General features: G+C 64.9%; 22 protein-coding genes, 1 tRNA gene and 3 pseudogenes. 11 read left to right on the forward strand and 15 right to left on the reverse strand.

Annotated features, from left to right (window positions below; all coding sequences use genetic code 11):
* Window positions 1-7: 7 nt before the first annotated feature.
* The 5 genes from ACGI6K_RS05640 to ACGI6K_RS05660 form a co-directional block, all read right to left on the reverse strand.
* The gene (locus ACGI6K_RS05640) at window positions 8-1,072 is read right to left on the reverse strand and encodes an imelysin family protein (protein WP_376941854.1); all 1,065 of its coding nucleotides are present in this window, start codon (window positions 1,070-1,072) and stop codon (window positions 8-10) included.
* A gap of 15 nt (window positions 1,073-1,087) precedes the next feature.
* The gene (locus tag ACGI6K_RS05645) at window positions 1,088-2,503 is read right to left on the reverse strand and encodes a di-heme oxidoredictase family protein (RefSeq protein ID WP_376941856.1); all 1,416 of its coding nucleotides are present in this window, start codon (window positions 2,501-2,503) and stop codon (window positions 1,088-1,090) included.
* A 57-nt stretch (window positions 2,504-2,560) separates the two neighbouring features.
* Window positions 2,561-3,886 (reverse strand): imelysin family protein, encoded by a 1,326-nt coding sequence (locus tag ACGI6K_RS05650; protein WP_376941858.1) that lies wholly within the window; start codon window positions 3,884-3,886, stop codon window positions 2,561-2,563.
* Window positions 3,887-3,995: 109 nt separating this feature from the next.
* Window positions 3,996-6,038 carry a putative bifunctional diguanylate cyclase/phosphodiesterase gene (locus ACGI6K_RS05655; protein WP_376941860.1) on the reverse strand — a complete coding sequence of 681 codons (2,043 nt, stop codon included), beginning with the start codon at window positions 6,036-6,038 and terminating at the stop codon, window positions 3,996-3,998.
* Window positions 6,039-6,192: 154 nt separating this feature from the next.
* Window positions 6,193-6,774: a superoxide dismutase gene (locus tag ACGI6K_RS05660; protein ID WP_376941862.1), complete on the reverse strand. Its 582-nt coding sequence runs from the start codon at window positions 6,772-6,774 to the stop codon at window positions 6,193-6,195.
* 251 nt (window positions 6,775-7,025) lie between these two features.
* On the opposite strand from ACGI6K_RS05660, the gene ACGI6K_RS05665 reads away from it, so the two are divergent.
* On the forward strand, window positions 7,026-7,916 hold the full coding sequence (locus tag ACGI6K_RS05665; protein WP_376941864.1) for an ATPase: 891 nt from the start codon (window positions 7,026-7,028) through the stop codon (window positions 7,914-7,916).
* Window positions 7,917-7,955: 39 nt separating this feature from the next.
* Here ACGI6K_RS05665 and ACGI6K_RS05670 read toward each other — a convergent pair whose 3' ends face one another.
* Entirely contained in the window at window positions 7,956-9,005 is a 1,050-nt protein-coding gene (locus ACGI6K_RS05670) for an alkene reductase (protein WP_376941866.1), read from the reverse strand.
* 84 nt (window positions 9,006-9,089) lie between these two features.
* On the reverse strand, window positions 9,090-9,392 hold the full coding sequence (locus tag ACGI6K_RS05675) for an ArsR/SmtB family transcription factor (protein WP_376941868.1): 303 nt from the start codon (window positions 9,390-9,392) through the stop codon (window positions 9,090-9,092).
* A gap of 120 nt (window positions 9,393-9,512) precedes the next feature.
* On the opposite strand from ACGI6K_RS05675, the gene ACGI6K_RS05680 reads away from it, so the two are divergent.
* Window positions 9,513-10,094: an ACP phosphodiesterase gene (locus ACGI6K_RS05680; protein ID WP_376941870.1), complete on the forward strand. Its 582-nt coding sequence runs from the start codon at window positions 9,513-9,515 to the stop codon at window positions 10,092-10,094.
* 4 nt (window positions 10,095-10,098) lie between these two features.
* Here the strand turns inward: ACGI6K_RS05680 and ACGI6K_RS05685 are convergent, their stop codons facing one another.
* Both ACGI6K_RS05685 and olsB read right to left on the reverse strand, forming a co-directional pair.
* Window positions 10,099-10,869, reverse strand: coding sequence for a lysophospholipid acyltransferase family protein (locus ACGI6K_RS05685; RefSeq protein ID WP_376941872.1), 771 nt, complete (start codon window positions 10,867-10,869; stop codon window positions 10,099-10,101).
* Window positions 10,870-10,938: 69 nt separating this feature from the next.
* Complete coding sequence (gene olsB, locus ACGI6K_RS05690; RefSeq protein ID WP_376941874.1) at window positions 10,939-11,697, reverse strand: L-ornithine N(alpha)-acyltransferase; 759 nt, start codon at window positions 11,695-11,697, stop codon at window positions 10,939-10,941.
* A gap of 390 nt (window positions 11,698-12,087) precedes the next feature.
* Between olsB and ACGI6K_RS05695 the strand changes: the two genes are divergently transcribed.
* The 7 genes from ACGI6K_RS05695 (at window position 12,088) to ACGI6K_RS05725 (ending at window position 18,901) form a co-directional block, all read left to right on the forward strand.
* A complete protein-coding gene (locus tag ACGI6K_RS05695) occupies window positions 12,088-12,285 on the forward strand; it encodes a hypothetical protein (protein ID WP_376942134.1) in 198 nt (65 codons plus the stop codon).
* A 345-nt stretch (window positions 12,286-12,630) separates the two neighbouring features.
* Window positions 12,631-13,749: a serine hydrolase domain-containing protein gene (locus ACGI6K_RS05700; protein WP_376941876.1), complete on the forward strand. Its 1,119-nt coding sequence runs from the start codon at window positions 12,631-12,633 to the stop codon at window positions 13,747-13,749.
* Complete coding sequence (locus ACGI6K_RS05705; RefSeq protein WP_376941878.1) at window positions 13,749-14,075, forward strand: amidase; 327 nt, start codon at window positions 13,749-13,751, stop codon at window positions 14,073-14,075. Before ACGI6K_RS05700 ends, ACGI6K_RS05705 begins: the two co-directional genes overlap by 1 nt.
* Window positions 14,076-14,274: 199 nt before the next feature.
* On the forward strand, window positions 14,275-15,435 hold the full coding sequence (locus ACGI6K_RS05710) for a phospholipase D-like domain-containing protein (RefSeq protein WP_376941880.1): 1,161 nt from the start codon (window positions 14,275-14,277) through the stop codon (window positions 15,433-15,435).
* 118 nt (window positions 15,436-15,553) lie between these two features.
* Entirely contained in the window at window positions 15,554-16,141 is a 588-nt protein-coding gene (locus tag ACGI6K_RS05715) for a DJ-1/PfpI family protein (RefSeq protein ID WP_376941882.1), read from the forward strand.
* Between the two features lie 385 nt (window positions 16,142-16,526).
* Window positions 16,527-17,936 carry a circularly permuted type 2 ATP-grasp protein gene (locus tag ACGI6K_RS05720; RefSeq protein ID WP_376941884.1) on the forward strand — a complete coding sequence of 470 codons (1,410 nt, stop codon included), beginning with the start codon at window positions 16,527-16,529 and terminating at the stop codon, window positions 17,934-17,936.
* A 14-nt stretch (window positions 17,937-17,950) separates the two neighbouring features.
* Complete coding sequence (locus tag ACGI6K_RS05725; RefSeq protein WP_376941886.1) at window positions 17,951-18,901, forward strand: alpha-E domain-containing protein; 951 nt, start codon at window positions 17,951-17,953, stop codon at window positions 18,899-18,901.
* 70 nt (window positions 18,902-18,971) lie between these two features.
* Here ACGI6K_RS05725 and ACGI6K_RS05730 read toward each other — a convergent pair whose 3' ends face one another.
* The 4 genes and pseudogenes from ACGI6K_RS05730 to ACGI6K_RS05745 form a co-directional block, all read right to left on the reverse strand.
* Window positions 18,972-19,346: a hypothetical protein gene (locus ACGI6K_RS05730; protein ID WP_376941888.1), complete on the reverse strand. Its 375-nt coding sequence runs from the start codon at window positions 19,344-19,346 to the stop codon at window positions 18,972-18,974.
* Between the two features lie 152 nt (window positions 19,347-19,498).
* Window positions 19,499-20,821 carry a 30S ribosomal protein S12 methylthiotransferase RimO gene (gene rimO, locus ACGI6K_RS05735; protein ID WP_376941890.1) on the reverse strand — a complete coding sequence of 441 codons (1,323 nt, stop codon included), beginning with the start codon at window positions 20,819-20,821 and terminating at the stop codon, window positions 19,499-19,501.
* Window positions 20,822-20,958: 137 nt separating this feature from the next.
* Window positions 20,959-21,186: pseudogene (locus tag ACGI6K_RS05740) on the reverse strand (IS5-like element ISCARN85 family transposase); the annotation flags it as partial.
* Between the two features lie 25 nt (window positions 21,187-21,211).
* Window positions 21,212-21,652: pseudogene (locus tag ACGI6K_RS05745) on the reverse strand (IS3 family transposase); the annotation flags it as partial.
* 350 nt (window positions 21,653-22,002) lie between these two features.
* On the opposite strand from ACGI6K_RS05745, the pseudogene ACGI6K_RS05750 reads away from it, so the two are divergent.
* Window positions 22,003-22,784, forward strand: a pseudogene (locus ACGI6K_RS05750) (toprim domain-containing protein); the annotation flags it as partial.
* 233 nt (window positions 22,785-23,017) lie between these two features.
* Here ACGI6K_RS05750 and ACGI6K_RS05755 read toward each other — a convergent pair.
* Window positions 23,018-23,094: transfer RNA gene (locus ACGI6K_RS05755), tRNA-Met, on the reverse strand.
* 106 nt (window positions 23,095-23,200) lie between these two features.
* Entirely contained in the window at window positions 23,201-23,410 is a 210-nt protein-coding gene (locus tag ACGI6K_RS05760) for a hypothetical protein (protein ID WP_376941892.1), read from the reverse strand.
* 177 nt (window positions 23,411-23,587) lie between these two features.
* On the opposite strand from ACGI6K_RS05760, the gene ACGI6K_RS05765 reads away from it, so the two are divergent.
* Window positions 23,588-23,938 (forward strand): FxLYD domain-containing protein, encoded by a 351-nt coding sequence (locus ACGI6K_RS05765; RefSeq protein ID WP_376941894.1) that lies wholly within the window; start codon window positions 23,588-23,590, stop codon window positions 23,936-23,938.
* Window positions 23,939-23,972 lie beyond the last annotated feature (34 nt).

The following is a 23,972-nucleotide window of genomic DNA, read 5'->3' on the forward strand; positions in this document are numbered from 1 at the left end:
GCCGTCCTCAGTCGCCGTCGTGGGCATTGAAGCCAAGCTGGATGTCGAGCGCCTTGGCGAGCTCGCGCTCGTGCAAACGATGCAGGCGGTCGAAGCTGTCGTAGAGGGCGTTCAACTGGGCGCGTCCGGCCTTGTCGGCGAGCAATTCGTCGAACGGACGCTGCAGGGCGGCGAGCCGCCCGCGGCTATCGCCGAAGGCCTGGTCGAGACGCTGGGCGAGTTCCGCCTGGTCTTCGTCGAGCAGGTTGCGGATACCGTCCTGCTTGACGCCGAGCCACAGGCGTTCGGCCGTCGCCAGGCTGGCGGCGAGGTTCGAAAGCGTGGACTGGCTGCGCCAGGACTCGGCCTGCAATGGTTGCGGCACGCCCTTGCTCTGCCGGCCGAGCGGCGTGCCGAGCTTTTTCTTCAGGACATCGAGGGCAGTGACCTCGGCGCGCAGGATTTCGCCGATGGCTTCTTTGGCGTCGGCGTAGCGGCTGTTGGGAAAGCGTTTCAGGTGCACGGCCATGCCGGCGTCGCCCTGCCACTGCTGGAGGATTTCCGCGGAGAGGGTCTGCTGGTGCTTACCGATGGCGGTCAGCAGCGGGCAGTAGCGCTGGCGCTGAGTGGCGTCGGTGAGGTCCAGGCCGCTGTCGAACAGCAGGTATTCGTAGGCGCTGAGGCCCTTGACCACTACGCTGGCCTGTTCCAGGTCGGCTTGGGTCAGTTGCGGTTTCTGCTGCAGCAGGTTTTCGACCTGGCGGGCGACCAGGTTTTTCTTGTCCGGCCAGAACTGTACCTGCCAGGCCAGGTTGCCCTCGGCCAGCGGCCCGAACAGCAGGGGTTGCAGGGCTGCCCAACTGTTCTGGGCGGTCAGGAAGATCTGCCGTGCCTGCTGCAGGTCCTCGTTGCCGGCGCAGAAGGAGAGCGCGCTGGCCGCCAGTTGGCGGTCGGCTTCGGCCCAGCCGCTGTAGGCCGGCAGCAGTACGCCGTCGCTTAGGGCGATGCTGGTCTGCTGGGCGGGCTCCTTGGGCGTGCAGGCCCCGAGCAGAAGGCCGGTCAGGGCGAGGAAAAGAGGAGTGCTGCGGAACATGCTTCGGTTCCTTTTTCAGAGGGAGTTCAGAAAGGCCAAGAGTGCCGCACGCTGGCCTGCGTCGAAGGCCAGGACCCGATCCCGCGCCGCTTGCGCTTCGCCAGCGTGCCAGAGAATCGCTTCCAGCGGATTGCGTGCCCGGCCGTCGTGGAGGAACTGGGTGTGGCCGCTCACCCGTTGCGTCAGACCGAGCCCCCATAGCGGCGGAGTCCGCCATTCGCGACCGCTGGCCTGGAATTCCGCACGATTGTCGGCCAGACCGTCGCCCATGTCATGCAACAGAAGGTCGCTGTAGGGGTGGATCTTCTGGCTAGCCAGCGTCGCTTCGGCGGCGTTTGCGGCGGTGACGAAGGTCGGGGTGTGGCACCGCGCGCAGCCGGCGCCATGGAACAGCGCCTTGCCGGCCAGCACCTGCGGGTCGTCCACGGCGCGCCGGGCCGGTACGCCGAGGTGGCGGGTGTAGAACAGCACGCGGGCAAGCAGGTGGTCGTCGACCTCCGGTGTCCCGCCATCGGCAGCGGCTAGGCAGGCGCTCTGTGCCGAGGTGCAGTTGTTGCGGGGACGCAGGCGGCTGGAAAGTCCCAGATCGTTGAGGAAAGCCTCGGCGTTCTGCTGGCCGAGATTCGGTTGTCCGGCCTTCCAGCCGAAACGGCCGAGGGCGGTGTTCAGGGTGGCGTGGTCGCGAACCCGGTTGGGTCGGCCGGAGATGCCGTCGCCATCGGCGTCGTCGGGGTCGGCATTGGCGAGAAGGGCGGTGTCGGGAATCGCCTCCAGCAGGCCGAGGCCGATCATCGGCGGGGCGATGCGCAGAGAAAAGCGTGTGTCGGGATGCAGCGGACCGTAACCCAACCGGTCTAGCTGCAGTCGTGGCTGGCGCAGCTCCACTGCGAAGCCGTCGGCGAAACGCAGACTGTGGGTGTCGTAACTCAGGCGCACCCTGGCCTCCGGGATCACGCCGGGCACCGCCATATCCTGCAGTTGGGTGCCGTAGAGCGGTTCGGGAACCACGCCGAGGCGTGCGGCGATGGAGGCGGTTTCCGGCGTTTCCGGGATCGACAGGCGTACCAGCAGGGACACGGCGTTGCCCGCCCGCGCCTCCGGTGGGTGGCCGCGGCCGTCGCGGATGTGGCAGTTCAGGCAGGCATTGGTGTTGAACAGCGGGCCGAGACCGTCGCGGGCAGTGGTACTGGACGGGGCGATCACCCAGGGCTTGCGGAAGAAGCTGTTGCCGACGGCGAAGTCCATGCGCTGCGAGGCCGTCAGGTTGGCCGCGGGCTGGGCGAAGGCGTCCCGGTCGCCGCGCCGGACGGTGGCGCTGCCGGCCGACAGGGCTTCGTTGGGTTCGGCCCGGCCGAAGTCCGGTGCCTGGCCGTCGCAGGCACCGAGGCCGAGTACCAGCAGCAGGGTGAGGCGGTGAAACGGTGACGGCATCGGCGGGGTTCCAGGCAAGGGCGCGGAGGGGGGATTCCGCACCCGGTGCGGCGGCGATCAGAAGCTGTGGTCGGCACTGTCCGGATTCAGGTCGCTGATGCCCAGTCGAGCCGCGGCCTGCTCGATCGAGGAGGTCTGCTTGACCAGCGCGGCGATGGCGTCGCGCACCAATTGCTGCCCGGCGGTGTTATCGGCGGCGATCAACTGGTCAAAGTGCTGATTCTTGGCGGCGCTGTCGACCAGTGCCTGCAGCCGGGCCTCGCTAGCCTCGAAATCGGCCTTCAGGGTGGCATCGGCCTGGGCGTCGACCTTGGCGACCAGCGACGACAGGCTCGGGCCGCTCAGCAGGCTGCCGTCGAGCTTGCGGTATTCGCCCAGATAGACATTGCGGATACCTTTGCCGTTGTAGAAGTGCGCGTTGTGGGTATTGTCGCTGAAGCAGTCCTGTTCGTCCTCGGTGGAGTTGGCTTCCAGCGGTACCTTCATGCGCTCGCCGGCCAGTTCGCCGAGGGACAGGCTGCCCATGCCGAAAAGCATCTTGCGCAGGCCGTTAGCGGCCGCATCCTTTTCCAGGCTGGCGCGGTAGTTGTCGGCCACCTGGGGTTGCCACTGTTCAACCATGTATTGCAGGTCGCTGACCAGCAGGTCGGTGACCGCCTTGAGGTAGGCGCGGCGGCGTTCGCAATGGCCGCCGGTACAGGCCTCTCCGGCTTGGAAGTCGCTGGCCGGGCGTTGGCCGGCGCCGGGCGCGGTGCCGTTCAGGTCCTGACCCCAAAGCAGGAACTCGATGGCGTGGTAACCGGTGGCCACGTTGGCTTCCGAGCCGGCCAGTTCGTTGAGACTGGCCAGGGCTTCGCCGGTGATCTCGGTGACGTCGATTTTCTCTTCGCCCACCTGGATCTCGGTGTTGGCGATGATGTTGGCGGTGGCGCCGGGATTGCCGAGGGCATGCTGGTAGTCGGCGGCGACATAGTCGATCAGCCCCTCGTCCAGCGGCCAGGCGTTGAGCTGGCCTTCCCATTCGTCGACCACCGGGTTGCCGAAGCGGAACACCTCGCTCTGCATGTAGGGGACGCGGGCCGCGATCCAGGCCTCGCGGGCGGCCTGCAGGGTATCGGCAGCCGGCTTGGCGAGCAGAGCGTCGATCGCCTGCTGCAGAGCCTTGGCCGTGCTCAGGGAGTCGCCGAACACCGCCAGCGCCAAGTCGGCATAGTGATTCACCACCGCCTTGGCGGCCGCTTCGTCGGCCAGCGGCGTGGTGGCGGGAGCGTTGGCTGCCGGGGTAGCGGTGTGGGCGGTGGTTCGTTCCTTGTTGTCGTCGCAACCGGCGAGCGAGATGGCGATGGCGAGCAGGGTGGCTGAGGCCAGGGAAATGCGGGACATGCTGAAAGTCCTTGCGGCGGGCGCGATGCGCGGTTGCAGTTATGATGCGAAGGATTTGCATTTTTGAAAAGTGGACGATGGCCGTTGCCTGCGCCGTGGCTGGCGGGAGTCAACTGACAGGGGCCTGGCGAAGCTGCAGCCGGCGGATGAAGGCGGCCAGCTCCATGGGCGGCAGAGGCTTGCTGTACAGGTAGCCTTGTCCCTCGTGGCAGTCCTGGCTTACCAGGTAGGCTTCCTGCGCGGCGGTTTCCACGCCTTCGGCGGTCACCTGCTTACCCAGGCTGCGGGCCAACTGAATGATGGTGCGGACGATGGTGCCAGAGTCCTGATCGTCGTCGTTGAGCAGGTCCAGGACGAAGCTCTTGTCGATCTTGATCTTGTCCAGCGGCAGGCTCTTCAGGTAGCTCAGCGAGGAGTAGCCGGTGCCGAAGTCGTCAATGGCGATCCGTGCGCCACAGCGGCGCAAACTGCGCAGATGCCGAGCGGCGACCTGGATGTCTTCCATTAGGCTGGTTTCGGTGACTTCCAGTTCCAGGCTGCCGGCCGGCAGCCGGTAGGTGCGCAGCAGCCGGTCGATCAGACGCGGCAGGCCGTCGTGGTGCAGTTGCACGGCCGACAGGTTGACTGCCATGTGCAGTTCGCAGAAGCCCTGGTCGTGCCACTCGCGCAGTTGCCGGCAGGCCTGTTCGAGTACCCATTCGCCGATGGGGATGATGCTGCCGCTGTGCTCGGCCAGCAGCACGAACTGGTCCGGCGGCACCAGGCCGTGGCGCGGATGGCGCCAGCGCAGCAGGGCCTCGACGCCTTCCACCCGCTGGTTCCGGTAGTTCAGTTGCGGCTGGTAGAGCAGTTGCAGCTCGCCGCGCGCCAGGGCTTCGTGCAGATCCTTCTCCAGTTCGCGCCGATGGCGCATTTCCCGGTCGACGCTGGCGATGTAGAACTGGTAGCGGCTGTGCGAGCGCTTGGCCAGGGCCATGGTCTGCTCGGCCTTCTGCAACAGCTTCTCGGGAGAGCGGCCATCCTCGGGGTAGAGAGTGATGCCGATGCTGGCATGCAGGTGGACGTCCTGCTGTTCCTGGCGGAAGGGGACGACCAGATCGTCGAGAATGCCCTGGGCCAGCTCGGCGGCCATGTAGGGCTCGTCGATATCGGCGCGGACCAGCACGAAACGGTCGCCGCCCAGGCGCGCCAGGGCCTCGGGAGCGGTGCCGTGACTGCGCAGGCGGTCGGCCAGGGCGAGCAGCAGTTCGTCCCCGAAGTGGTAGCAGAACTGCTCGTTGATCGACTTGAAATCGTCCAGGCCGACGCAGAGCACGGCGACCCGTCGCTTGTGACGCCGCGCATCCAGCAGGATCTGGCCGAGCAGGCGCAATAAATGCTGGCGATTGGGCAGGCCGGTAAGGACGTCGTAATAAGCCATGCGCTGCAGGCTGTGCTCTGCTTCGTGGCGCAGGCGCGTGTTGCGCTCGATGGAGGCGAGCAACTGGTTAGCGGTACGAATCCACAGGCCCAACTCGTCCTTTTCGTTGCCTTTCAGCATCGGCAATTGCCGGGCACCAGGATATTCCGGATCGATCCGCGCCAGATTGGCGATGATCCTGTCCAGGGGATTGCTCAGCAGCCGCTGATAGATCAGATAGAGCAGCATCGCCAGGATGACGGCATGCAACAGGCCGGAGAAGAAGATGAGCTGTGCGCGAACCAGGAAGTCATGACCGTGGGCGGCGGTATCCAGCGTGAGGTACAGCTCGCCGTCCGGTGGCTGGCCGGACAGGGGAATGCCGAAGCGCCGCTCGCGGCCGAGCAATGCATCTGTCAGGACGCGGGAAGGGAAGGTCTGTGGCTCGCGAAAGCCTTCGGCTAGGGCGGCTCCGGAGGTTGAGATTATGCCGGCCGAGGTGACCGCCTCGTACTGCAACAGGCCTTCGACGACCTGCAGGCCCTTGTCCCGATCCAGGTTGTCGAGCGCCTGGGACGAGGGGGCACGGAACATGGCGAGGATCTGTTGCGCCTCGAGATCGATCTGCTGGCGGGTCTTCTGCAGCTCAAAGGCGATCTGGGCGCAACTGAACAGCAGTCCGAGCAGAAGGGCGCAGAGCAGTACGACACGGAGCAGTTTTAGGGACAGGCTGTTGCGTGGAGCCGGCTTCACATGGGTGTCCTGGTGGAGTACCGCCTCGAGCAAGTATTGGCACGCCTGGAGAAGACGTCAAAAAACGCTTTTTTTGCAGTGCAGGATGGTTTTTCGCCGCCAAAAACGAGAAAACCCGACCGGAGTCGGGTTTTCCTTGGCAGCCCGAATGGGCTCAGGCGGCGTAGTTGGCGGCCACGAAATCCCAGTTCACCAGGTTCCAGAATGCCTCGACGTACTTCGGACGCAGGTTGCGGTAGTCGATGTAGTAGGCGTGCTCCCAGACATCGCAGGTCAGCAGCGGCGTGTCGCCGGAAGTCAGCGGGTTGCCGGCGCCGATGGTGCTGGCCAGGGCCAGGGAACCGTCGGCCTTCTTCACCAGCCAGGCCCAGCCGGAACCGAAGGTGCCGATGGCGACCTTGGTGAACTCTTCCTTAAACTTGTCGAAGGAACCGAAGGCTGAGTTGATGGCGTCGGCCAGGGGGCCGGTCGGCTGACCGCCGCCCTGCGGCTTCAGGCCGTTCCAGTAGAAGGTGTGGTTCCATACCTGGGCTGCGTTGTTGAAGATGCCGCCGGAAGAGGTCTTGACGATGTCTTCCAGGCTCTTGCCTTCGAACTCGGTACCAGGGATCAGGTTGTTCAGGTTCACCACATAGGTGTTGTGGTGCTTGCCGTAGTGGTATTCCAGGGTCTCGGTAGAAATATGCGGCTCGAGGGCGTTTTTCTCGTACGGCAGCGGCGGCAGTTCAAAAGCCATGATTCAACTCTCCATTTTCATCAGGTCGTAGGACACGCGACATGGGCGTGGCCGGTTCGGGTGCTGCTTGGAGCGGGGCGCGAGGCGCCGTAGGTCAGGGATCATAGCACCGGGATTGCGACATATCCACGCAGTACGCATATGGAAAAGCCCATGCTAGAGCCTCGTTTCGCGGGGGATGGCAAGCCCCCGCGCAAGTCCGAATCGCTATACTGCAGATCCCGTCGCCAGCGCCTTTGCGAAGATCCCCCATGCGTAACGATTCCTTCGATGAAGTGGAGCATATTCCCAGCCTGCGAACGGAGATTCGCGATCCGGCCATACGCCATGCGGTGGTCGAGGAGAGCCGGCCGGCACGGCGTGCCGGCAATGGCTTCCTGTGGGCGCTGATCGGCGCCTTGAGTCTCTCCCTGGCCGGGCTCGGCTGGTGGAGCCAGCAGCGTCTCGCGCTGATGGAGCAGCAATTGGTGGCGACCCAGGAGAGCTTCGCGCGGATCAGCGAGGATGCGGCGCTGCGTATCCAGAACATCAGCGGCAAAGTGGTGGCCGCCGAGTCCAGCGCGATCACCGGCAGCGAAACCCTCAGAGTGCAGATCCGCCAGTTGGAGGAGCGCCTGGCCGAGCGGGAAAGGCGCGAGCAGGCGCTGCAGGCCCGCCAGGAGGAGCAGGATTCGCGCCTCGGGCAACTGGCTGGCGAACTGCAGAAGCAGCAGGGGGTGACTGTGGAACTGGTGACCCGGCTCGACGAGCGAATGCAGGCTCTCGCCGGCGAGCAGGCGGCACTGAAGGGGCTGCAGGCCGAGCAGGAGCAGCGGCTGGCCGAACGATTGGGCGGCCTCGCCGGGGAAGTGGCGGCGCTGAAGGACAAGCAGGCCGGGCAGGAGCAGCGGCTGGCCACACGCTTGAGTAGCCTGGACGGGGAGGTGGCGGCGTTGAAGAAGCGTAACGATCCGGCCCAGGCCATCGGCCGTCTGGAACAGGAACTGCTGGTGCTGCGCAGCGAGCTGGAAAACCGTCCGCACCCGCATGGCGGTGTCGCCGACACTACCGAGTTCGACGCCTTCCGCGCACAGACCACGCGCAGCTTCACCGCCCTGCAGAGCCAGATGCGCAGCCTGCAGCAGCAGTTGAACGGACGCTGAGACGAAGCGCCCCGGCTAGGCCGGGGCGCCGGTGGCGGACTACAGAGTCGGATAATCTAGGTAGCCCTGCGGGCCAGAACTGTAGAAGGTTTCCGGATGCGCCTCGTTGAGCGGTGCATCGGCCGCCAGGCGCGCCGGCAGATCGGGGTTAGCGATGAAGGGGACGCCGAAGGCCACGGCGTCGGCTTTGCCCTCGGCCAGCCAGCGGTCGGCCTGCTCCTTGGTGAAACGTTCATTGGCGATTACCGCGCCGCCGAAGGCTTGCTTGAGCTGTGGGGTCAGGCTGTCGGCGTCTTCCTTCTCGCGGGTGCAGACGAAGGCGATGCCGCGCTTGCCCAACTCGCGGGCTACATGGCCGAAAGTCTCGGCACGGTTGGAGTCGCCCATGTCGTGCAGGTCGGCGCGCGGCGCCAGATGCACGCCGACCCGGCCGGCTCCCCATACCGAGATCGCCGCGTCGGTCACCTCGAGCAGCAGGCGGGCGCGGTTTTCCAGGCTGCCGCCGTATCGGTCGGTACGCCGGTTGGTGCTGTCCTGGAGGAACTGGTCGAGCAGGTAGCCGTTGGCCGCATGGATTTCCACGCCGTCGAAGCCGGCCTTTCTGGCGTTCTCGGCACCCTTGCGATAGGCCTCGACGAGGCCGGGAATCTCGTCGGTTTCCAGGGCGCGCGGGGTCTCGAAGGCCTTCTGCGGGCGGACTAGGCTGACATGACCCTTGGGCTGGATGGCGCTCGGCGCCACCGGCAGTTCTCCGTTCAGGTAGAGCGGATCGGAGATCCGGCCCACGTGCCAGAGCTGCAGGACGATGCGCCCGCCGGCGGAGTGCACCGCCTGGGTGACGTTCTTCCAGCCGGCGACCTGCTCATCCGACCAGATGCCGGGCGTGTTGGGGTAGCCGACGCCCGTCGGGCAGACCGAAGTGGCTTCGCTGATGATCAGGCCGGCGCTGGCGCGCTGCACGTAGTATTCGGCCATCGGCGCGCCGGGCACGCGGCCGGGCTCAGCGCGGCAGCGGGTCAGCGGAGCCATGACGATACGGTTGGGCAGTTGGAGATCGCCGATCTTGATGGGGTCGAAGAGTGTGCTCATTGAAAGGTCTCTCTATAGGGTCGATCGGTGGGACAAGGCCGTCAGCCGGGGGCTGTACTGCCGGCGGAAACGAATGTCCGCGCCTTACAGCGCGTCGTGTAACTGCTCGAGAAAGGCCTGGATGGCCGCTTCGTTGCGCTTGAAGAAGCTCCACTGGCCGACCTTGCGCACGCTGACCAGCCCGGCGCGCTGCAGTGTCGCCAGGTGGGCCGAAACGGTGGACTGGGACAGCCCGGCGCGCTGGTCGATCTGCCCGGCGCAAACGCCGAGTTCCAGGGAGTGCTGCTGATCGGGGAAGTTGCGCTCGGGCTCCTTCAGCCAGTGCAGGATCTGCCGGCGCACGGGATGGGCAAGGGCCTTGTAGATCTCGTCGAAGTCGTCGGGCATGGAACGGGCCTGTCGGGATAAATCGTGTTGGGGCGAAGCTTATATCTGTATATCGCGATATATCAATGCTGGCGTTCGGCTGGCTTGGTCGCGCTCGGCGATCGGGACTAAAGTGTCGTCATGAATTATCTCGCCCATCTCCATCTGGGCGGCCCGCGACCGGCCGACCTGCTCGGCAGCCTTTACGGCGATTTCGTCAAAGGACCCCTGCAGGGGCGCTGGCCGGCGGATATCGAGGCCGCTATCCGTCTGCACCGGCGCATCGATGCCTTCACCGACAGCCATCCTCTGGTGCTGCGGACCCGGTCGCGCTTTCCCAGGGCACGGCGCCGTTATACCGGCATCCTCCTCGATCTGTTCTTCGACCACTGCCTGGCCCGCTCCTGGGCGGATTATGCACAGGAGCCGTTGCTGACCTTCAGCGCGCGGGTCTATGCGCTGCTCGCCGGCGAGGCGCGGTTGCCGGGCCGGCTGGCCGAGCTGGCGCCGCGCATGGCGCAGCAGGACTGGCTGGGCAGCTACCGCGACTTCGCTGTGCTGGGGCGGGTGGTGGCGGGGATGCAGCGGCGTCTGTCGCGTCCCGAGGGACTGGATGGCGCCCTAGACGAGTTGGAGCGGCTCTACGAGCCGCTGAGCGAGGATTTCCAGGCCTTCTATCCGCTACTGCAGGATTTCGCCCGCACGCGTGGGCGCGAATCCTGAGCTTTCAGGCGGCGACCGGCAGGGCGCTTTTGTCGCCGAACAGGCATCGGGCGATCGCCGTATGCGCCTGGCGGCCCAGTTCGGTGCGGCTGAGGCCCTGGCTTTCCAGCGGCGGCAGCAGATGGATTTCCACTTCGCTACGTTCGCTGCGCAGCAGACGCAGCAGATGCGAGAGCAGGTCGTCGTCGCCGATGAAGGGGGCGACCGGATCGGTCGCCCCGTCGCGCAAATAGCGGATCGCCACCGGTTGTACCGGTACCTGCGACTCCACCGCGCTGGCCAGCAGACGGCTGTGGAAGCCGCGCAGGCTGCGCCCATCGGTGGTGGTGCCCTCGGGGAAGATCAGCAGATCGTGGCCGTTGTGCAGGTAGCGCAGCAACTGGTTGCGAACCAAGCCGCTGTCGCCTGCGCCGCGGCGGATGAACAGTGTACCGGCCTTGTGTGCCAGCCAGCCGGCCAGCGGCCAACTGCGCACCTCGGCCTTGGACAGGAAGGACAACGGGACGAGCCCGCCGAGCAGGGGGATATCGGTCCAGGAAACATGGTTGCTGACCCACAGCATGGGCCGATCCGGCAGCTTGCCGTGCAGGCTTAGGCGAAAGGGCAAGGCGGCAGCCAACTGGACGAGAAAGCGGCGGGTCAGTCGCTGGCGCAGGGCCGTCAGATCGTCGCGCCTGAAGCGCTCCAGCAGGCTGACCCCACCGGCCATGACCAGGCCGAAGGCGAGCACCACCAGCAGGCGGCAAAGGCGTATGTGGAAGTGGAGTTTCTTCATGGGTTCTCGCAAGGGCAGGGCTTCGACGGATAGGGCGCGGAAAAGATGCGCTCCAGCCGTCGGGAAGAGTCAGACGGCTGCCTTGAAATGGCGGGCATAGCGCGGGCACAGCTCGTCGCGTTTGAGCAGGATGAACACGTCGGCCACCTGGAAGTCCGGGTCCCAGCAAGGTTCGCCGCAGACCTTGGCGCCCAGGCGCATGTAGGCCTTGAGCAACGGCGGCAGCTCGGCGCTGACGTTGCCGAGCAGTTTCAGGCGCGGCAGCGGGGTCTTGGGCTCGGCGCGCAACTGCTCGGTGCACAGGTAGCGCTCGCGTAGGCGCTGCATGACTGCCTGAGCCTGGATGCCGCCGTCCTTCATGGGGATGCTGGCGCAGCCCATGAGATAGCGGTAGCCGCCCTCGTTGAGTACCTCGGCCAGTTCGCTCCAGAGTACGGCGATGGTGGCGCCGTTGCGATAGCCGGGAGCGACGCAGGTGCGGCCGATCTCCAGCAACGGCCCCTGCAGGCGGGCTAGGCCGTGCAGGCTGAATTCCTCTTCGCTGTAGAAGCGGCCGAGGCCGGCGGCGGCCTGGTGGTCGAGCAGCCGGGTGGTGGCGACCAACTCGCCGCTGGCGAGGTCGCGCACGCCGATGTGGCTGCAATGCGGGTCGTAGTCGTCCATGTCCAGTCCCAGTTCGGCACCTTTGAGCCTGGCGCCGAATTCCGTGCTGAACACACGAAAGCGCAAGGCTTGGGCCTCGCGCAGCGCGTGCGTGCCGAGCAGGCGCTCGGCGCGTAGGTGGCGTTCTGGGGTCTTGCGTTCGGAGGTAATGGCACTGTGGGTCATAGGGGGGCTCCGTGAGCTGCCTGAAGCGCTTCGGCAGGAGTCGCGCGAGGCGGCGCGCTCCTGTCCGGCTGCTGACGTTGTGGGGTCGGATCGACTTGGTCGGGTACGCTCAAACTAGGCGGGGGCGGTGTCACGTCCGTGACGTTTGAGTGATCCTTGCGTGACAGGCCATGGCGAAAATGGCGGCAGAAAAGCGCTCGATATGTGTCACCGAAAGGGTGCGAGTGGCGGAGTATTCCGGTGGGTCTTCGTATCCGGCGAGATATCCATGCGATGCGAATCCCATGCGTCGTTCGACAAAGGCACCCATCGATGCCTGCTTTTCGACGATCCGCTTAGGGAGAGGCGGACGTACGGAGCCCGCTTCCCGATCACCGTCACGGCCGGTCCCTGCTGCTCGGCCCGGGCGACGACCTGGCCTGCACGCCGCTATCGCTGGAGCTGTCGAAGGGCATCTCGCTGCAGGCGCTGACCTATATCTTTGCTTTGCACCAAGCCCCGGACAGCATCTCCTCCCAGGGCACGTGGCTGCTGCACATCAGGGCCAAAGTGCTTTGCTCGAGGTGCGCGGCGTGCGGAGGGACATGAGAGTGCCGCAGCATGGATCGGCAAGGAGATGATCGAGGACTTCCCCGGCTGGATCGAGCATCTGGAGTACGGCATCGATCTTTCGGAACCGGGCAATTACCAAGCGCCGAAAGGGCACCTCTAAAAACGTAGGCGAGGCAATCAGCGCAAGGCAAAAACAGGCGAAAAAGCGGAGTTTACGCGCGCTGTAAATGAGCATTTTGAGCCTGTTTTTAACGCAGCGATGACCACGCAGGTAGTTTTTAGATGTGCCTGAAATAGGCCGTTCCTTCACGTCCGGAGCATGTCCATTTCGTCATCCGGCCCATGCTAGGCTTCGCGCTCTGCCCGTCGCGAGGTCGATACATGTCCGCCATTGCTTTTTCCGTCCGCCTCCTGCTGGCCGGTCTGACGGCTGCCGTGCTCGTCGTCGGCCGGGCCGTCGCCGAGGACTGGCCGGGCGCCGACTGGACCCGCCGGCCCGTCGCCCCAGGGCCGGCGCTCGCGGCCTTCGAGGCCTATGCCTTCCCGCCGCGAGACGACGACGAGCGCAGCGGCGTGCGCAGCGACGCCGTGGTGGCGATCCGCGACGGCGTGCTGGTCTATGAGCGCTATGCCGCGCCGACCACTGCGGACACGCCGCATTTGGTCTGGTCGGTGAGCAAGAGCCTGCTGGCCTGCCTGCTTGGCGTCGCCTACGGAGAGGGACGCTTCGGGCTCGACGATCCGGCGGCGCGCTACTATTCGCCGCTCGCCGCCCATCCTGCCCTGCATATGCGCCACTTGCTCAACTGGACCTCCGGCCTGGCCTGGGAAGAGGACTACGAGTACTCGCCGCTGACCTCCTCGGTCATCGCTATGCTCTACACCCGCGGCCATGCCGATATGGGCCGTTTCGTCGCCCAGCACCAGGCGGGTGCCGCACCCGGTACGCACTTCAGCTATTCCAGCGGCGACAGCCTCCTGCTCGCGGCGGCGCTGAAAGGTATGCTCCCGGCCGAGCAGTATGCGGACTACCCCTGGGCGGCGCTGTTCGAGCCGCTCGGTATCGGCTCGGCGGTTTGGGAGCGGGACGCGACCGGCACCTTCGTCAGCGCCTCCTATGCCTACCTGAACGCCCGCGACCTGGCCCGGGTCGGCCTGCTGATGCTGCGCGATGGCCGCTGGGGCGAGCATCGCCTGTTGCCGGAGGACTGGGTCGCCTTCAACCGCTCGCCGGTACCCGGCTACCGGCCCCGTGCAAAGAGCCTGGTTCCGGGAGGACACTGGTGGCTGAACCTGCCGTTGGAGGGGGCGCCGTCGCCCTGGCCCGACGTGCCGGAGGACGCCTTCGCCGCCCTGGGCCACTGGGGCCAGGCGCTTTACGTGTTGCCGAAGGAGAAGCTGGTGATCGTTCGCTTCGCCGACGACCGCGATGCAAGCTACCAGCACAACGACTTCCTGCGACTGGCCCGTGCGGCCTTCGTTGCCGGGGAGGCTCCCTGATGCGTCGTCGTCATGCCCTACTGCTGGGCTCGGCCGTGCTGCTGGTGGTTGCCGTGGTCTGGCCGAACCGTGCGCATCTGGCCGCCTTCCCCGACATCATCGGTGCCTATAGCGCCAAGGAATACTGTTCCTGCCGCTACGTGAGCGGCAACCCGGCGGATTATTGCCAAGTCTATATCCGGCAATACATTCCGATCGACCTGCTGCACGATGAGCCGGCCAGTCGGACAGTGACCGCCCGCGGTCTGGGACGGACCCACAGCGCCGCCTGGCTCGGTCCGCGCGAGGGCTGCCGGTTGCTGGGGGAGACGTCGTCCGCGCCCTGAGCCCAGGCTTCGGAGCGCGTCGGCAAGCTTTCGGTTACGGCCCGGAGCGGTTATCGTCCTGCGCCGATCTTCAAGCGAGAGGTCGCATGACTCAACCCTTTATCCATCTGGCGTCCATACGATTGCCGCCGGCCAAGGGGCGTTTTTCCCCGACGGGGACGGCGGTCGTTTCTGCTTCTCCTTCGGGTCAGGAACGGTGATGCAGAGCGGTGCAGTCTTTCCCTGGCGGGGCGGCAATCGCTTCAGCCTGCTGGTCGATGGCGATGCCTTCTTTCCGCGCATGCTGGAGGCTATTGCCGGGGCCAGATGGCGAGTCGATCTCGAACTGTATCTGGTCGAGGATGGCCGCTGCGCCGGCCTGCTGGTCGATACACTGGTCGCCGCGGCCCAGCGCGGCGTGCAGGTGCGCTGCCTGTTCGATGGCTTCGGGACGCTCGGTTTCGGCGCCGCCCTGCGCGCCCGCCTGAGCGGGGCGGGCGTCGCCCTGGTGTTGTTCAATCCTTTGCGCTGGCATTTCGGCTTGCACAATCTGCATCGCGATCATCGCAAGATGCTGCTGGTGGACGATCGCCTGGGCTATGTCGGTGGTACGGGCGCCACCGACGAGTTCTGGGACCCGCAGGATACTAGCGGCCTGTGGCACGAGGTTATGGTGGAAATCGCCGGGCCGCTGCTGGCCGACTGGCGGACGCTGTTCGATCACCAGTGGATGCTCTGCCACGAGTGGGGCCACCGGCGCTCGCAACGGCCGCCGAAGCCCCCGCGTATCCCGCCGAGTCCTTTACGTCGCGAGGGTTCGGGCCGGCTCGCCTATGCCGAGGCGCATCAGCACCGCGATGTCCTGCAATCGCTGATCCGCAGTCTGCACCGCGCGAACCGACGTATCTGGCTGGCCACTCCCTATTTCCTGCCGACCTGGAAGGTACGCCGCGCCCTGCTCAAGGCGGCCCGGCGTGGCGTGGAGGTGCGCCTGCTGCTGGCCGGACGCAATACCGACCATCCGCCGGTGCGCTATGCCGGCCAGCGCTATTATCGCCGCCTGCTGCAGGCCGGCGTACGCATCTTCGAATACCAGCCGCGCTTCCTGCACATGAAGATGGTGCTGGTCGACGACTGGGCCAGCGTCGGCTCCTGCAATTTCGATCACTGGAACCTGCGCCTGAATCTGGAGGCCAATCTTGAAACGCGCGATCCGCGCTTCATCGCCGAGGCCGTCGAATGCTTCCTTGCCGACTTCCAGGTCAGCCATGAGGTCGACCGGCGACAGTGGCTGGCCCGTCCCTGGTATCGCCGGCTGCGTCAGCGGCTGTGGGGCTGGCTGGACCGGCTGGTGGTCGATCTGCTGGATCGCGGCGGTTGAATGGCCGGCGGCGGGTCGACGGCCGGGAGGCGGCAGGGTAGGGTGAGCCTCTCTGACGCACAGCCCTACTGGTCCGGAGAGGTCCGTGTGCTTTTCTCGTCCCGTTCAGGAGTTTCCCATGTCCGCCAAGAAGATCCTCATGCTGGTCGGCGATTATGCTGAAGACTACGAAACCATGGTGCCGTTCCAAACACTGCTGATGGTCGGCCATACGGTGCATGCCGTGTGCCCGGGCAAGCAGATCGGGCAGAGCGTGCGCACCGCCATCCACGATTTCGAGGGCGACCAGACCTACAGCGAAAAGCCCGGACACAACTTCGTCCTGAATTTCGATTTCGCCCAGGTGCGCGCCGAAGACTACGACGCGCTGCTGGTCCCGGGGGGCCGGGCGCCCGAATACTTGCGCCTCGACGAGCGCGTGCTGGAACTGGTGAGGAGCTTCGCCACGGCGAACAAGCCGATCGCCGCTGTTTGCCACGGCGCCCAACTGCTGGCGGCGGCCGGCGTGCTCGCCGGACGTTCGTGCAGCGCCTACCCGGCCTGTGCCCCGGAGGTGCGACTGGCCGGTGGCGAATATGTGGATGTTCCGCTGGATCAGGCTCACGTCGACAGCAACCTGGTCACGGCGCCAGCTTGGCCGGCGCATCCTGCCTGGTTGGCAAGGTTCCTCGAACTGCTGGGTACCCGGATCGTTCATGAAGGTTAGGGGGCCGCGATGTACCGGCCGGGCCTGTGCTTCGGCCCGGCGTCGAGGTGCGCTCGAATGCCTGTCGCGGGTAATTCAGGGTGGGTGTTGCATTTTTTTAATGCGCGATAGATCTTGCTCGGCGAGCAGGGGGCTGTTTGGGTGCATGGGCTTCCCGGCTCCGCCACCTTCTGTGCGTGATATGGCGCTGAACGCTATGACGGGATCGCCTAGCGTGGTGGATATCGACCGAATGGCGGCGCGGAGAGGCGCCGGATGGGCACCGCTGCCGCTTCCGATCCGTCGCCGTTATCGCCAGCGTGTCTCCAAGCCATTGATAGAAATAGGAACTTGGCAACTGGCATGAGCTTTGCGAATTTCTTTTATGCACAGCCGAGGAGCATGCATGGATCGCCAATCTTTTGACGAAATGTACGATGCGAACGGCGTTTGCCGGCCGCATTACCGGGGCTTCGCCAACTGGCTGGAGAACACTTCCCAGGAGGTGCTGGCCCAGCGTCGGCGCGAGGCCGATCTTCTGTTTCACCGGGCGGGCATCACTTTCACCCTGTACGGCGACGCGCAGGGCACCGAGCGCCTGATCCCCTTCGACACCATCCCGCGCAGCATTCCCGCCAGCGAGTGGCGCGGGATCGAGGCCGGCTGCATTCAGCGGGTCCAGGCACTGAACCTGTTTCTCGCCGACATCTATCACGATCAGCGCATCCTCAAGGCCGGCATCATTCCTCCGGAGCAGGTGCTGTCCAACAGCGGCTACCAGCAGGTAATGCACGGGCTCGACCTGCATCGCGACATCTATGCGCATATCGCCGGGGTCGATCTGGTGCGCGACGGAGACGGCACCTTCTACGTGCTGGAGGACAACCTGCGTACGCCGAGCGGTGTCAGTTACATGCTGGAAGATCGCAAGATGATGATGCGACTGTTCCCCGAACTGTTCGCCGCCCAGCGCATCGTCCCCATCGACCACTATCCGAACCTGTTGCTGGAAGCCTTGAAGAGTTCCAGTCCGCTGGATAACCCCAGCGTGGTGGTGCTGACGCCGGGACGCTACAACAGCGCCTATTTCGAACACGCGTTTTTGGCCCGCGAGATGGGCGTGGAACTGGTCGAGGGGGCCGACCTGTTCGTCCGCGACGAGCGGGTGTTCATGCGCACCACCGCCGGCGCCAGGCCGGTGGACGTCATCTACCGGCGGCTGGACGATGCCTTCCTCGATCCGCTGGCATTCAATCCCGAATCGGTGCTGGGCGTGCCGGGGCTGCTTTCGGCCTATCGCTGCGGCAGCGTGGTGCTGGCCAACGCCATCGGTACCGGGGTGGCCGACGACAAGTCGATCTATCCCTATGTCACCGACATGATCCGCTTCTATCTGGGCGAGGAGCCGATTCTGCAGAACGTGCCGACCTGGCAATGCCGCAAGCCGCACGACCTGTCCCATGTCCTGGCCCATCTGCCTGAACTTGTGGTCAAGGAGACCCAGGGCTCCGGCGGTTATGGCATGCTGGTAGGACCGGCGGCCACCAAGGCCGAGATCGAGGCCTTCCGCGAGCGTCTCAAGGCACGTCCCGAGGCCTACATCGCCCAGCCGACCCTGAGCCTGTCGACCTGCCCGACCTTCGTCGAAAACGGCATCGCGCCGCGGCACATCGATCTGCGGCCTTTCGTCCTGAGCGGCCGCGAAACCCGCCTGGTGCCGGGGGGACTGACCCGCGTGGCGCTGCGGGAGGGCTCGCTGGTGGTCAACTCGTCCCAGGGCGGCGGGACCAAGGATACCTGGGTCGTTGAGGATTGAAGGAATTACCGAGCATGTTAAGTAGAACCGCCGCCGACCTGTACTGGATGTCGCGCTATCTGGAGCGTGCCGAGAATCTCGCGCGGATGCTCGACGTCAGCTACTCCTTGTCCCTGATGCCGCAGGACGATCGCGGCAATGGCCTCGACGAACTGGCCATGCCACTGCTGATCACCGGCACCCTCGAGGATTACCTGCAGCGCCACGGCGAACTGCACGCCGAGCGCATGCTGCATTTCTTCGCCCTCGACGCGAGCAACCCGGCCAGTCTTTTCAACTGCTTGGCCGCGGCGCGCAGCAATGCCCATGCGGTACGCGGGCGGATCACCGCGGACATGTGGGAGAACATCAACGCCACCTGGCTGGCCTTGCTCGATCTCGCCGAGCAGGGGCTGAGCGGCTACGGCATCAGCCGTTTCTGCGAGTGGGTCAAGGAGCGTTCGCAGCTGTTCCGCGGCGCCACCTACAGCACCCTGATGCGCGGTGACGTGTACAGCTTCATCCTGCTGGGGACTTTCATTGAGCGGGCCGACAACACCCTGCGTCTGCTCGACGCCCGTTACGAACTGCTTGGTGCGGACAGCGAGGACCCCAATGACCGCTCGGCACGCGCCTACTACCAGTGGAGCGCGCTGCTCCGCGCGCTGAGCGCCTTCGAGGCTTTCGCCGAGATCTATCGCGGCTCGCCGCGGGCCGGCAAGGTAGCCGAACTGCTGTTGCTGCGGGCGGAGGTACCGCGCTCGCTGCGGGCCTGCCTGACCGAGCTGCAGCATACGCTCGCCGACCTGCCTGGCGACAACGGTCGTCCGGCGCAGCGCCTGGCCGCCGAACTGGAGGCTCGGTTACGCTACACGGCGATCGAGGAAGTCCTGGAAACCGGAATGCACGCCTGGATCACCGAATACATCGAACAGGTCCAGCAACTAGGCGACGCCATCCACAAGTGCTACCTGGAGGTGGCCTGAGTGGGCGCGCAAGCGCCGGCCTCTTCCCGTCCATCGCCAAGAAGAGGTTGGCGGGCGTTCGCCGACCTCCTCAATGGCAATCGCCCGCCTCGGCCTGGCGGTATTCGATGATTTCGCTGACCCGGAAGCTGCCCGGGAAGTCCTTGCAGCCCCGGCAATCGAGCTGTGGGCCCGGGGTGCCGCGCAGGACCGCGAAGGCTTCCTCGTAGGGCTCGCTGACCAGGCTCGTGTATTGGGCCTCGAGACGGTGGCCAGTGGCGGCATCCGTGACCAGCCAGAGGGGCGCTTCCGCGTTGCAGGGAACGAAGATATGCATCTCCGGGAGCATGACCAGATGGCCCTGGTAACGTGCGGCCGACGACAAGCCGCCGTCCCCGGTCGCGGGGCCGCCTGCACAGCCAGCGAGCGACAGGGCGCCGGCGAGAAGGAAGAAAATCCGGTGCATAAGCCTCCTTGGAACTGGATCGATGCGCGCTAGCCTGACTGGGGGAGGCTGCTACCCGCTTCAGGCGAGGTCAAGGGCTGGCGGAAAAGAGCGGCGTTGTTTCGGTGGCGCGCGCCTGCCCGCAAAGACGGATCGGCGCGCGAACTTGGGCGTCAGAGGGTTTCGGCCCAGAGATCGTACTCGTCGGCATCGGTGACGCGTACGCGCACCTTGTCACCGGGCTTGAGCACCTGTGCGCTGTCGACGTAGACATTGCCGTCGATCTCTGGGGCGTCGGCCCAGGAGCGGCCGATGGCACCCTGCTCGTCGATCTCGTCGATCAGCACCTCGATCTCCTGGCCGATCCGGCGTTGCAGGCGCGCCGCGCTGATCGCCTGCTGGTGAGCCATGAAGCGCTCCCAGCGTTCCTGCTTGACCTCTTCCGGTACCGCACCTTCCAGTTCGTTGGCCGGTGCGCCGTCCACCGCCGAATACTGGAAGCAGCCGACGCGGTCGAGCTGGGCCTCGCTCAGCCAGTCGAGCAGGTACTGGAAGTCCTCCTCGGTCTCGCCGGGGAAGCCGACGATGAAAGTCGAGCGGATGGTCAGCTCCGGACAGATCTCCCGCCATTTTTTGATGCGCGCGAGGGTCTGGTCCTCGAAGGCCGGGCGTTTCATCGCCTTGAGGATCTTCGGGCTGGCGTGCTGGAGGGGAATGTCCAGGTATGGCAGTAGCTTGCCGGCAGCCATCAGCGGGATCAGCTCGTCGACGCTGGGGTAGGGGTAGAGATAGTGCAGACGCACCCAGACGCCCATCCTGCCGAGTTCCTCGCACAGTTCGAGCAGGCGCGTCTTCACCGGCCGGCCGTTCCAGAAGTCGGTTCGGTACTTGAGGTCGACGCCGTAGGCACTGGTGTCCTGAGCGATCACCAGGAGTTCCTGAACACCGGCCCCGACCAGACGCTCGGCTTCACCCAGCACCTCGCCCGCCAAGCGGCTGACCAGTCTGCCGCGCATGGACGGAATGATGCAGAAGGCGCAACTGTGGTTGCAGCCTTCGGAAATCTTCAGGTAGGCGTAGTGGCGCGGGGTCAGCCTGATGCCCTGCGGCGGCACCAGATCGACGAAGGGATCGTGGTCGGCCTTCGGCGGCGCCACCTCGTGCACGGCGCTGACCACCTGCTCGTACTGCTGCGGGCCGGTGACCGCCAACACGTTCGGATGCACGTTGCGGATGGCTTCCTCGGATACGCCCATGCAACCGGTGACGATCACCTTGCCGTTTTCCGCCAGGGCCTCGCCGATGGCATCGAGGGACTCGGCCTTGGCGCTGTCGATGAAGCCGCAGGTGTTGACCACCACCACGTCGGCCTCCTCGTAGGACGGCACGATGCGGTAGCCCTCCGTACGCAACTGGGTGAGGATGCGTTCGGAGTCGACGGTGGCCTTCGGGCACCCCAACGAAGTCCAGCCTATACTAGGTTGCTTTTTTGACATTACGGCACCAGGGCGTGGTCATGACGGAAAATGGGGCGAAAGTATACAGCTATCTACGATTTTCAGATCCACGCCAGGCGTAGGGGCATAGTGCGGGCAGACAGACGCAGTACGCGCGGAACTAGGGCTTGTTAACACTAACGTAGGGTATCTGCGATGAGAGCCAAGTGGATGAAGGCGACGAACATCAGGTCGAGCTTGTCGAGCCGGCTGAAAACTCTGCGAAAGCCCTTCAATCGATGGAACAAGCATTCGACCTGATTGCGCTTCTTGTAGACCTGCCGATCCTATTCCCATGGCTGCAGTCGTTGGGGATTGGGCGGCACGACAAGATCGAAGCCCAAGTCCAGGGCCAAGTGGAGTGTCCCGACAAGACCAGACAGCCTCGTTTCAAGCGGCCTTCACTGAATCTCGATATCGCTTGGCAAATTCAGCGGGGGCCAGATAGCCAAGTCGCGAGTGACGACGCTGACGGTTATAGAACATCTCGATGTATTCCCTGATCGAGCTTTCAGCCTCTGCGCGCGTGGCGTAGCGCCGGTGATGAACGAGCTCGTTCTTCAGCGTTCCCCAGAAGCTCTCGATCGGTGCCTTATCAAAACAGTTCCCCTTGCCTGACATCGAACGCTGCAGGCCAAACTGCTCCTGCAAATCACGGTAAGCTTTCGCACAGTACTGACTGCCGCGATCCGAACGATGGATGCGGCCTGGCGGTGGACGGTGCTGCTGGAGTGCCCGGAACAGAGCCCTGCTCAGCCAGTCGGTCGTCATCCGCTCCGAGAATGCGTAGCCAACGATCTCGCAGGTAAACACATCCTTCACGCCCGCAAGGCAGGGCAATCGCGTGAAGCGCTCGCTCGATACCGGACTGGAAAGGTTGTGTGCTTGGTCGTTCCGGCGTGGTCTTCAGATCCAGTGCATTGGCTGCTTGCCGAGTGGTCGGATACCTTCTGTTTCGGCCCCTCGGCAAGCAGCCATGCCAAGGCCAGAAGTTGAAGCGCACACCTGCGCGAGCAGTTCCGTCAGAGCTTGCAGGCGCACTGGTACGCCGACCGTTACCAGTTGGTGACCGATGCGGCCAGAGGCGGCGCCGTCCTTCACGATTGCCCGTGTCTCGCCGCGCAGAAGAAAGCCCTTGGTGCCCTCCGGGCCGCCCTCGATCAGGCGCAGTAAGGCCGACCATGAATCACGATTTGCATCACCAGGTACTCCAGCGGCTGACGGCCGAGTATGGCCTCAAGCCCGTCTATGGAGATCGAAAGTGGATGCGCGGCGGCATCTGCCCGGCCTGCGGGCAGAAGGAGCTGTACACCCACGCGGAACAGCCGTGGGTGCTCCGGTGCGATTATCACATCAAGGACCTGTTCGACCACTGGAGCAAGCGCGCAGGCCACCGAGCAGCAGCCGACGGCCAGCGCCAGGGCCTACCTGGAGTTCGCCTGGAGCTGATCGAGGGTTGGTTCACACAGGAGCACTACTGGAGCCGCGAGGTAAACGCCGGCAGCGCTACGGTGCGCTTCGACATGGGCGACGGCGGCTACATAGGAGCGGCTGATCGACCAGCCGCACCGCTTCGGCAAGCAGAAGGCCCGTTTCAAGCCCGGCTGCAGCTATCGCGGCTGCTGGTGGTGTCCGCCGGGCGTCGACCTGCAGGAGGTCGGCGAGCTGTGGTTGATGAAGGGCATCTTCGATGCCATCGCCTTGCTGCACCACAGCATCGCCGCTGTGTCGGTGATGAGCAGCAACAGCTATCCGGAGGAGCAACTGCGCGAGCTGAAGGCACAGCGAGAAGCCGCTCGACAAGCTGCCGACGCTGGTCTAGGCCTTGGACAACGAGCCTGGTGCCTACGCTTACACCTGTAAGCGTGCCTGCCGCGCCCGCGAGCTGGGCTACCGCTGCGAGGCGGCGCAGATCCCCCGGCGCAACGGCAAGAAGACCGACTGGAACGACCTGCATCCGCGAGAGATTGAGCGGATGAGCCGGGCGAGTATCGCCAGTCCGGATATCCGTGGCGTATTCTGCCGCCTGCTGGTCAACCTGGGCGGCGCGCTGCGGCGTGACGCTGTTCAGGGCCGTGCGGCGCTTGCCGCGATCATCGATCGCGTGGAGATCGAGCTGCGCGGCGATGAAGTCTGGGGCCACATAGCAACCGGCCCCGCCCTGCGAATCGCAGTCGGGGCCGATGACTATAACGATGGTTGCGGGGGCTGGATTTGAACCAACGACCTTCGGGTTATGAGCCCGACGAGCTACCAGACTGCTCCACCCCGCGTCTGTGTGGTCGGCATTCTATAGCCAAACAATCCTCTGTCAAGCCATATTGCCTAAAAAAATGTTTTTGCTTCAATTGCTTAGTGTGGGGGAGCGAACGGCGGTCGCTAGATGCCTTCGGTTCGCGTGTATTCCTCGGTCGCCCGGGCCACTTGCTCGCGCCAGTCCTCGGCTTCCTCGCTGAGCATGGCCACGGCCTGGCACATAGCCGTGAAGGCTTCCCGATAGAGTGTGGGGTCATTGAGCGTCGCGGCCTGGTCGGCATGTCGCCAGGCTTGTTCAAGCAGGCTGTCGAAGGCACGTTTGTCGAAAATCATGATGACTACTCCGGAGAACTTCCCTTAGAGATTAGATCAGTGGCACTCGCTCGAAGTTATATTTCATGCTATCCACACCGGGCTTTACTCCAATCAGGACAGTATGGAGAGGTACTTAATTGGGACTTTTTCATTGGCGGATGGTTGGGCGTCAAGTTGCCCGATTCGGGGGATTCAATGCACTTAAGAGTGAAGATGGCGCTGGTGGCGCTGCTGTTTTCGGTCGGCGTCTCGGCCGAAGGTGACATCAAGTTGCGCAACATGCAGTTGATTACTATGAGTCACAAGACCTATCTCCAGGGTACCGGAGTGAATGTCTCGGGATTCGATCTGGAAAACGTGGCCATCGATCTTGAGATCCTCAAGGCCGGTCGGGTGGTCGGCGGCAGCGTCGTCGAGATACGAGCGATCGGCGCCGACGAGGCCTGGCGGATCTGGCAGCCCATCGATATCAATGGCCCCGACGGCTTCCGTGTCCGTGGCATCCGTTCGGAGCGTGCCTCCAACAAGGACGTGGCGGCGCACTGAGTCCGCCGGACTGCCAGGGCCGGCTCTTTAGTGG

The sequence above is a fragment of the Azorhizophilus paspali genome (genome assembly GCF_043587585.2).
Classification (GTDB): Bacteria; Pseudomonadota; Gammaproteobacteria; order Pseudomonadales; family Pseudomonadaceae; genus Azotobacter; species Azotobacter paspali.

Excerpts from the sequence above, each read along its gene's own strand:
- ACGI6K_RS05640 (WP_376941854.1), bottom strand. The coding sequence starts at position 1,072 with ATGTTCCGCAGCACTCCTCTTTTCCTCGCCCTGACCGGCCTTCTGCTC.
- ACGI6K_RS05645 (WP_376941856.1), bottom strand. The coding sequence starts at position 2,503 with ATGCCGTCACCGTTTCACCGCCTCACCCTGCTGCTGGTACTCGGCCTC.
- ACGI6K_RS05650 (WP_376941858.1), bottom strand. The coding sequence starts at position 3,886 with ATGTCCCGCATTTCCCTGGCCTCAGCCACCCTGCTCGCCATCGCCATC.
- ACGI6K_RS05660 (WP_376941862.1), bottom strand. The coding sequence starts at position 6,774 with ATGGCTTTTGAACTGCCGCCGCTGCCGTACGAGAAAAACGCCCTCGAG.
- ACGI6K_RS05665 (WP_376941864.1), top strand. The coding sequence starts at position 7,026 with ATGCGTAACGATTCCTTCGATGAAGTGGAGCATATTCCCAGCCTGCGA.
- ACGI6K_RS05670 (WP_376941866.1), bottom strand. The coding sequence starts at position 9,005 with ATGAGCACACTCTTCGACCCCATCAAGATCGGCGATCTCCAACTGCCC.
- ACGI6K_RS05675 (WP_376941868.1), bottom strand. The coding sequence starts at position 9,392 with ATGCCCGACGACTTCGACGAGATCTACAAGGCCCTTGCCCATCCCGTG.
- ACGI6K_RS05680 (WP_376941870.1), top strand. The coding sequence starts at position 9,513 with ATGAATTATCTCGCCCATCTCCATCTGGGCGGCCCGCGACCGGCCGAC.
- ACGI6K_RS05685 (WP_376941872.1), bottom strand. The coding sequence starts at position 10,869 with ATGAAGAAACTCCACTTCCACATACGCCTTTGCCGCCTGCTGGTGGTG.
- olsB (WP_376941874.1), bottom strand. The coding sequence starts at position 11,697 with ATGACCCACAGTGCCATTACCTCCGAACGCAAGACCCCAGAACGCCAC.
- ACGI6K_RS05700 (WP_376941876.1), top strand. The coding sequence starts at position 12,631 with ATGTCCGCCATTGCTTTTTCCGTCCGCCTCCTGCTGGCCGGTCTGACG.
- ACGI6K_RS05705 (WP_376941878.1), top strand. The coding sequence starts at position 13,749 with ATGCGTCGTCGTCATGCCCTACTGCTGGGCTCGGCCGTGCTGCTGGTG.
- ACGI6K_RS05710 (WP_376941880.1), top strand. The coding sequence starts at position 14,275 with ATGCAGAGCGGTGCAGTCTTTCCCTGGCGGGGCGGCAATCGCTTCAGC.
- ACGI6K_RS05715 (WP_376941882.1), top strand. The coding sequence starts at position 15,554 with ATGTCCGCCAAGAAGATCCTCATGCTGGTCGGCGATTATGCTGAAGAC.
- ACGI6K_RS05720 (WP_376941884.1), top strand. The coding sequence starts at position 16,527 with ATGGATCGCCAATCTTTTGACGAAATGTACGATGCGAACGGCGTTTGC.
- ACGI6K_RS05725 (WP_376941886.1), top strand. The coding sequence starts at position 17,951 with ATGTTAAGTAGAACCGCCGCCGACCTGTACTGGATGTCGCGCTATCTG.
- ACGI6K_RS05730 (WP_376941888.1), bottom strand. The coding sequence starts at position 19,346 with ATGCACCGGATTTTCTTCCTTCTCGCCGGCGCCCTGTCGCTCGCTGGC.
- rimO (WP_376941890.1), bottom strand. The coding sequence starts at position 20,821 with ATGTCAAAAAAGCAACCTAGTATAGGCTGGACTTCGTTGGGGTGCCCG.
- ACGI6K_RS05760 (WP_376941892.1), bottom strand. The coding sequence starts at position 23,410 with ATGATTTTCGACAAACGTGCCTTCGACAGCCTGCTTGAACAAGCCTGG.
- ACGI6K_RS05765 (WP_376941894.1), top strand. The coding sequence starts at position 23,588 with ATGCACTTAAGAGTGAAGATGGCGCTGGTGGCGCTGCTGTTTTCGGTC.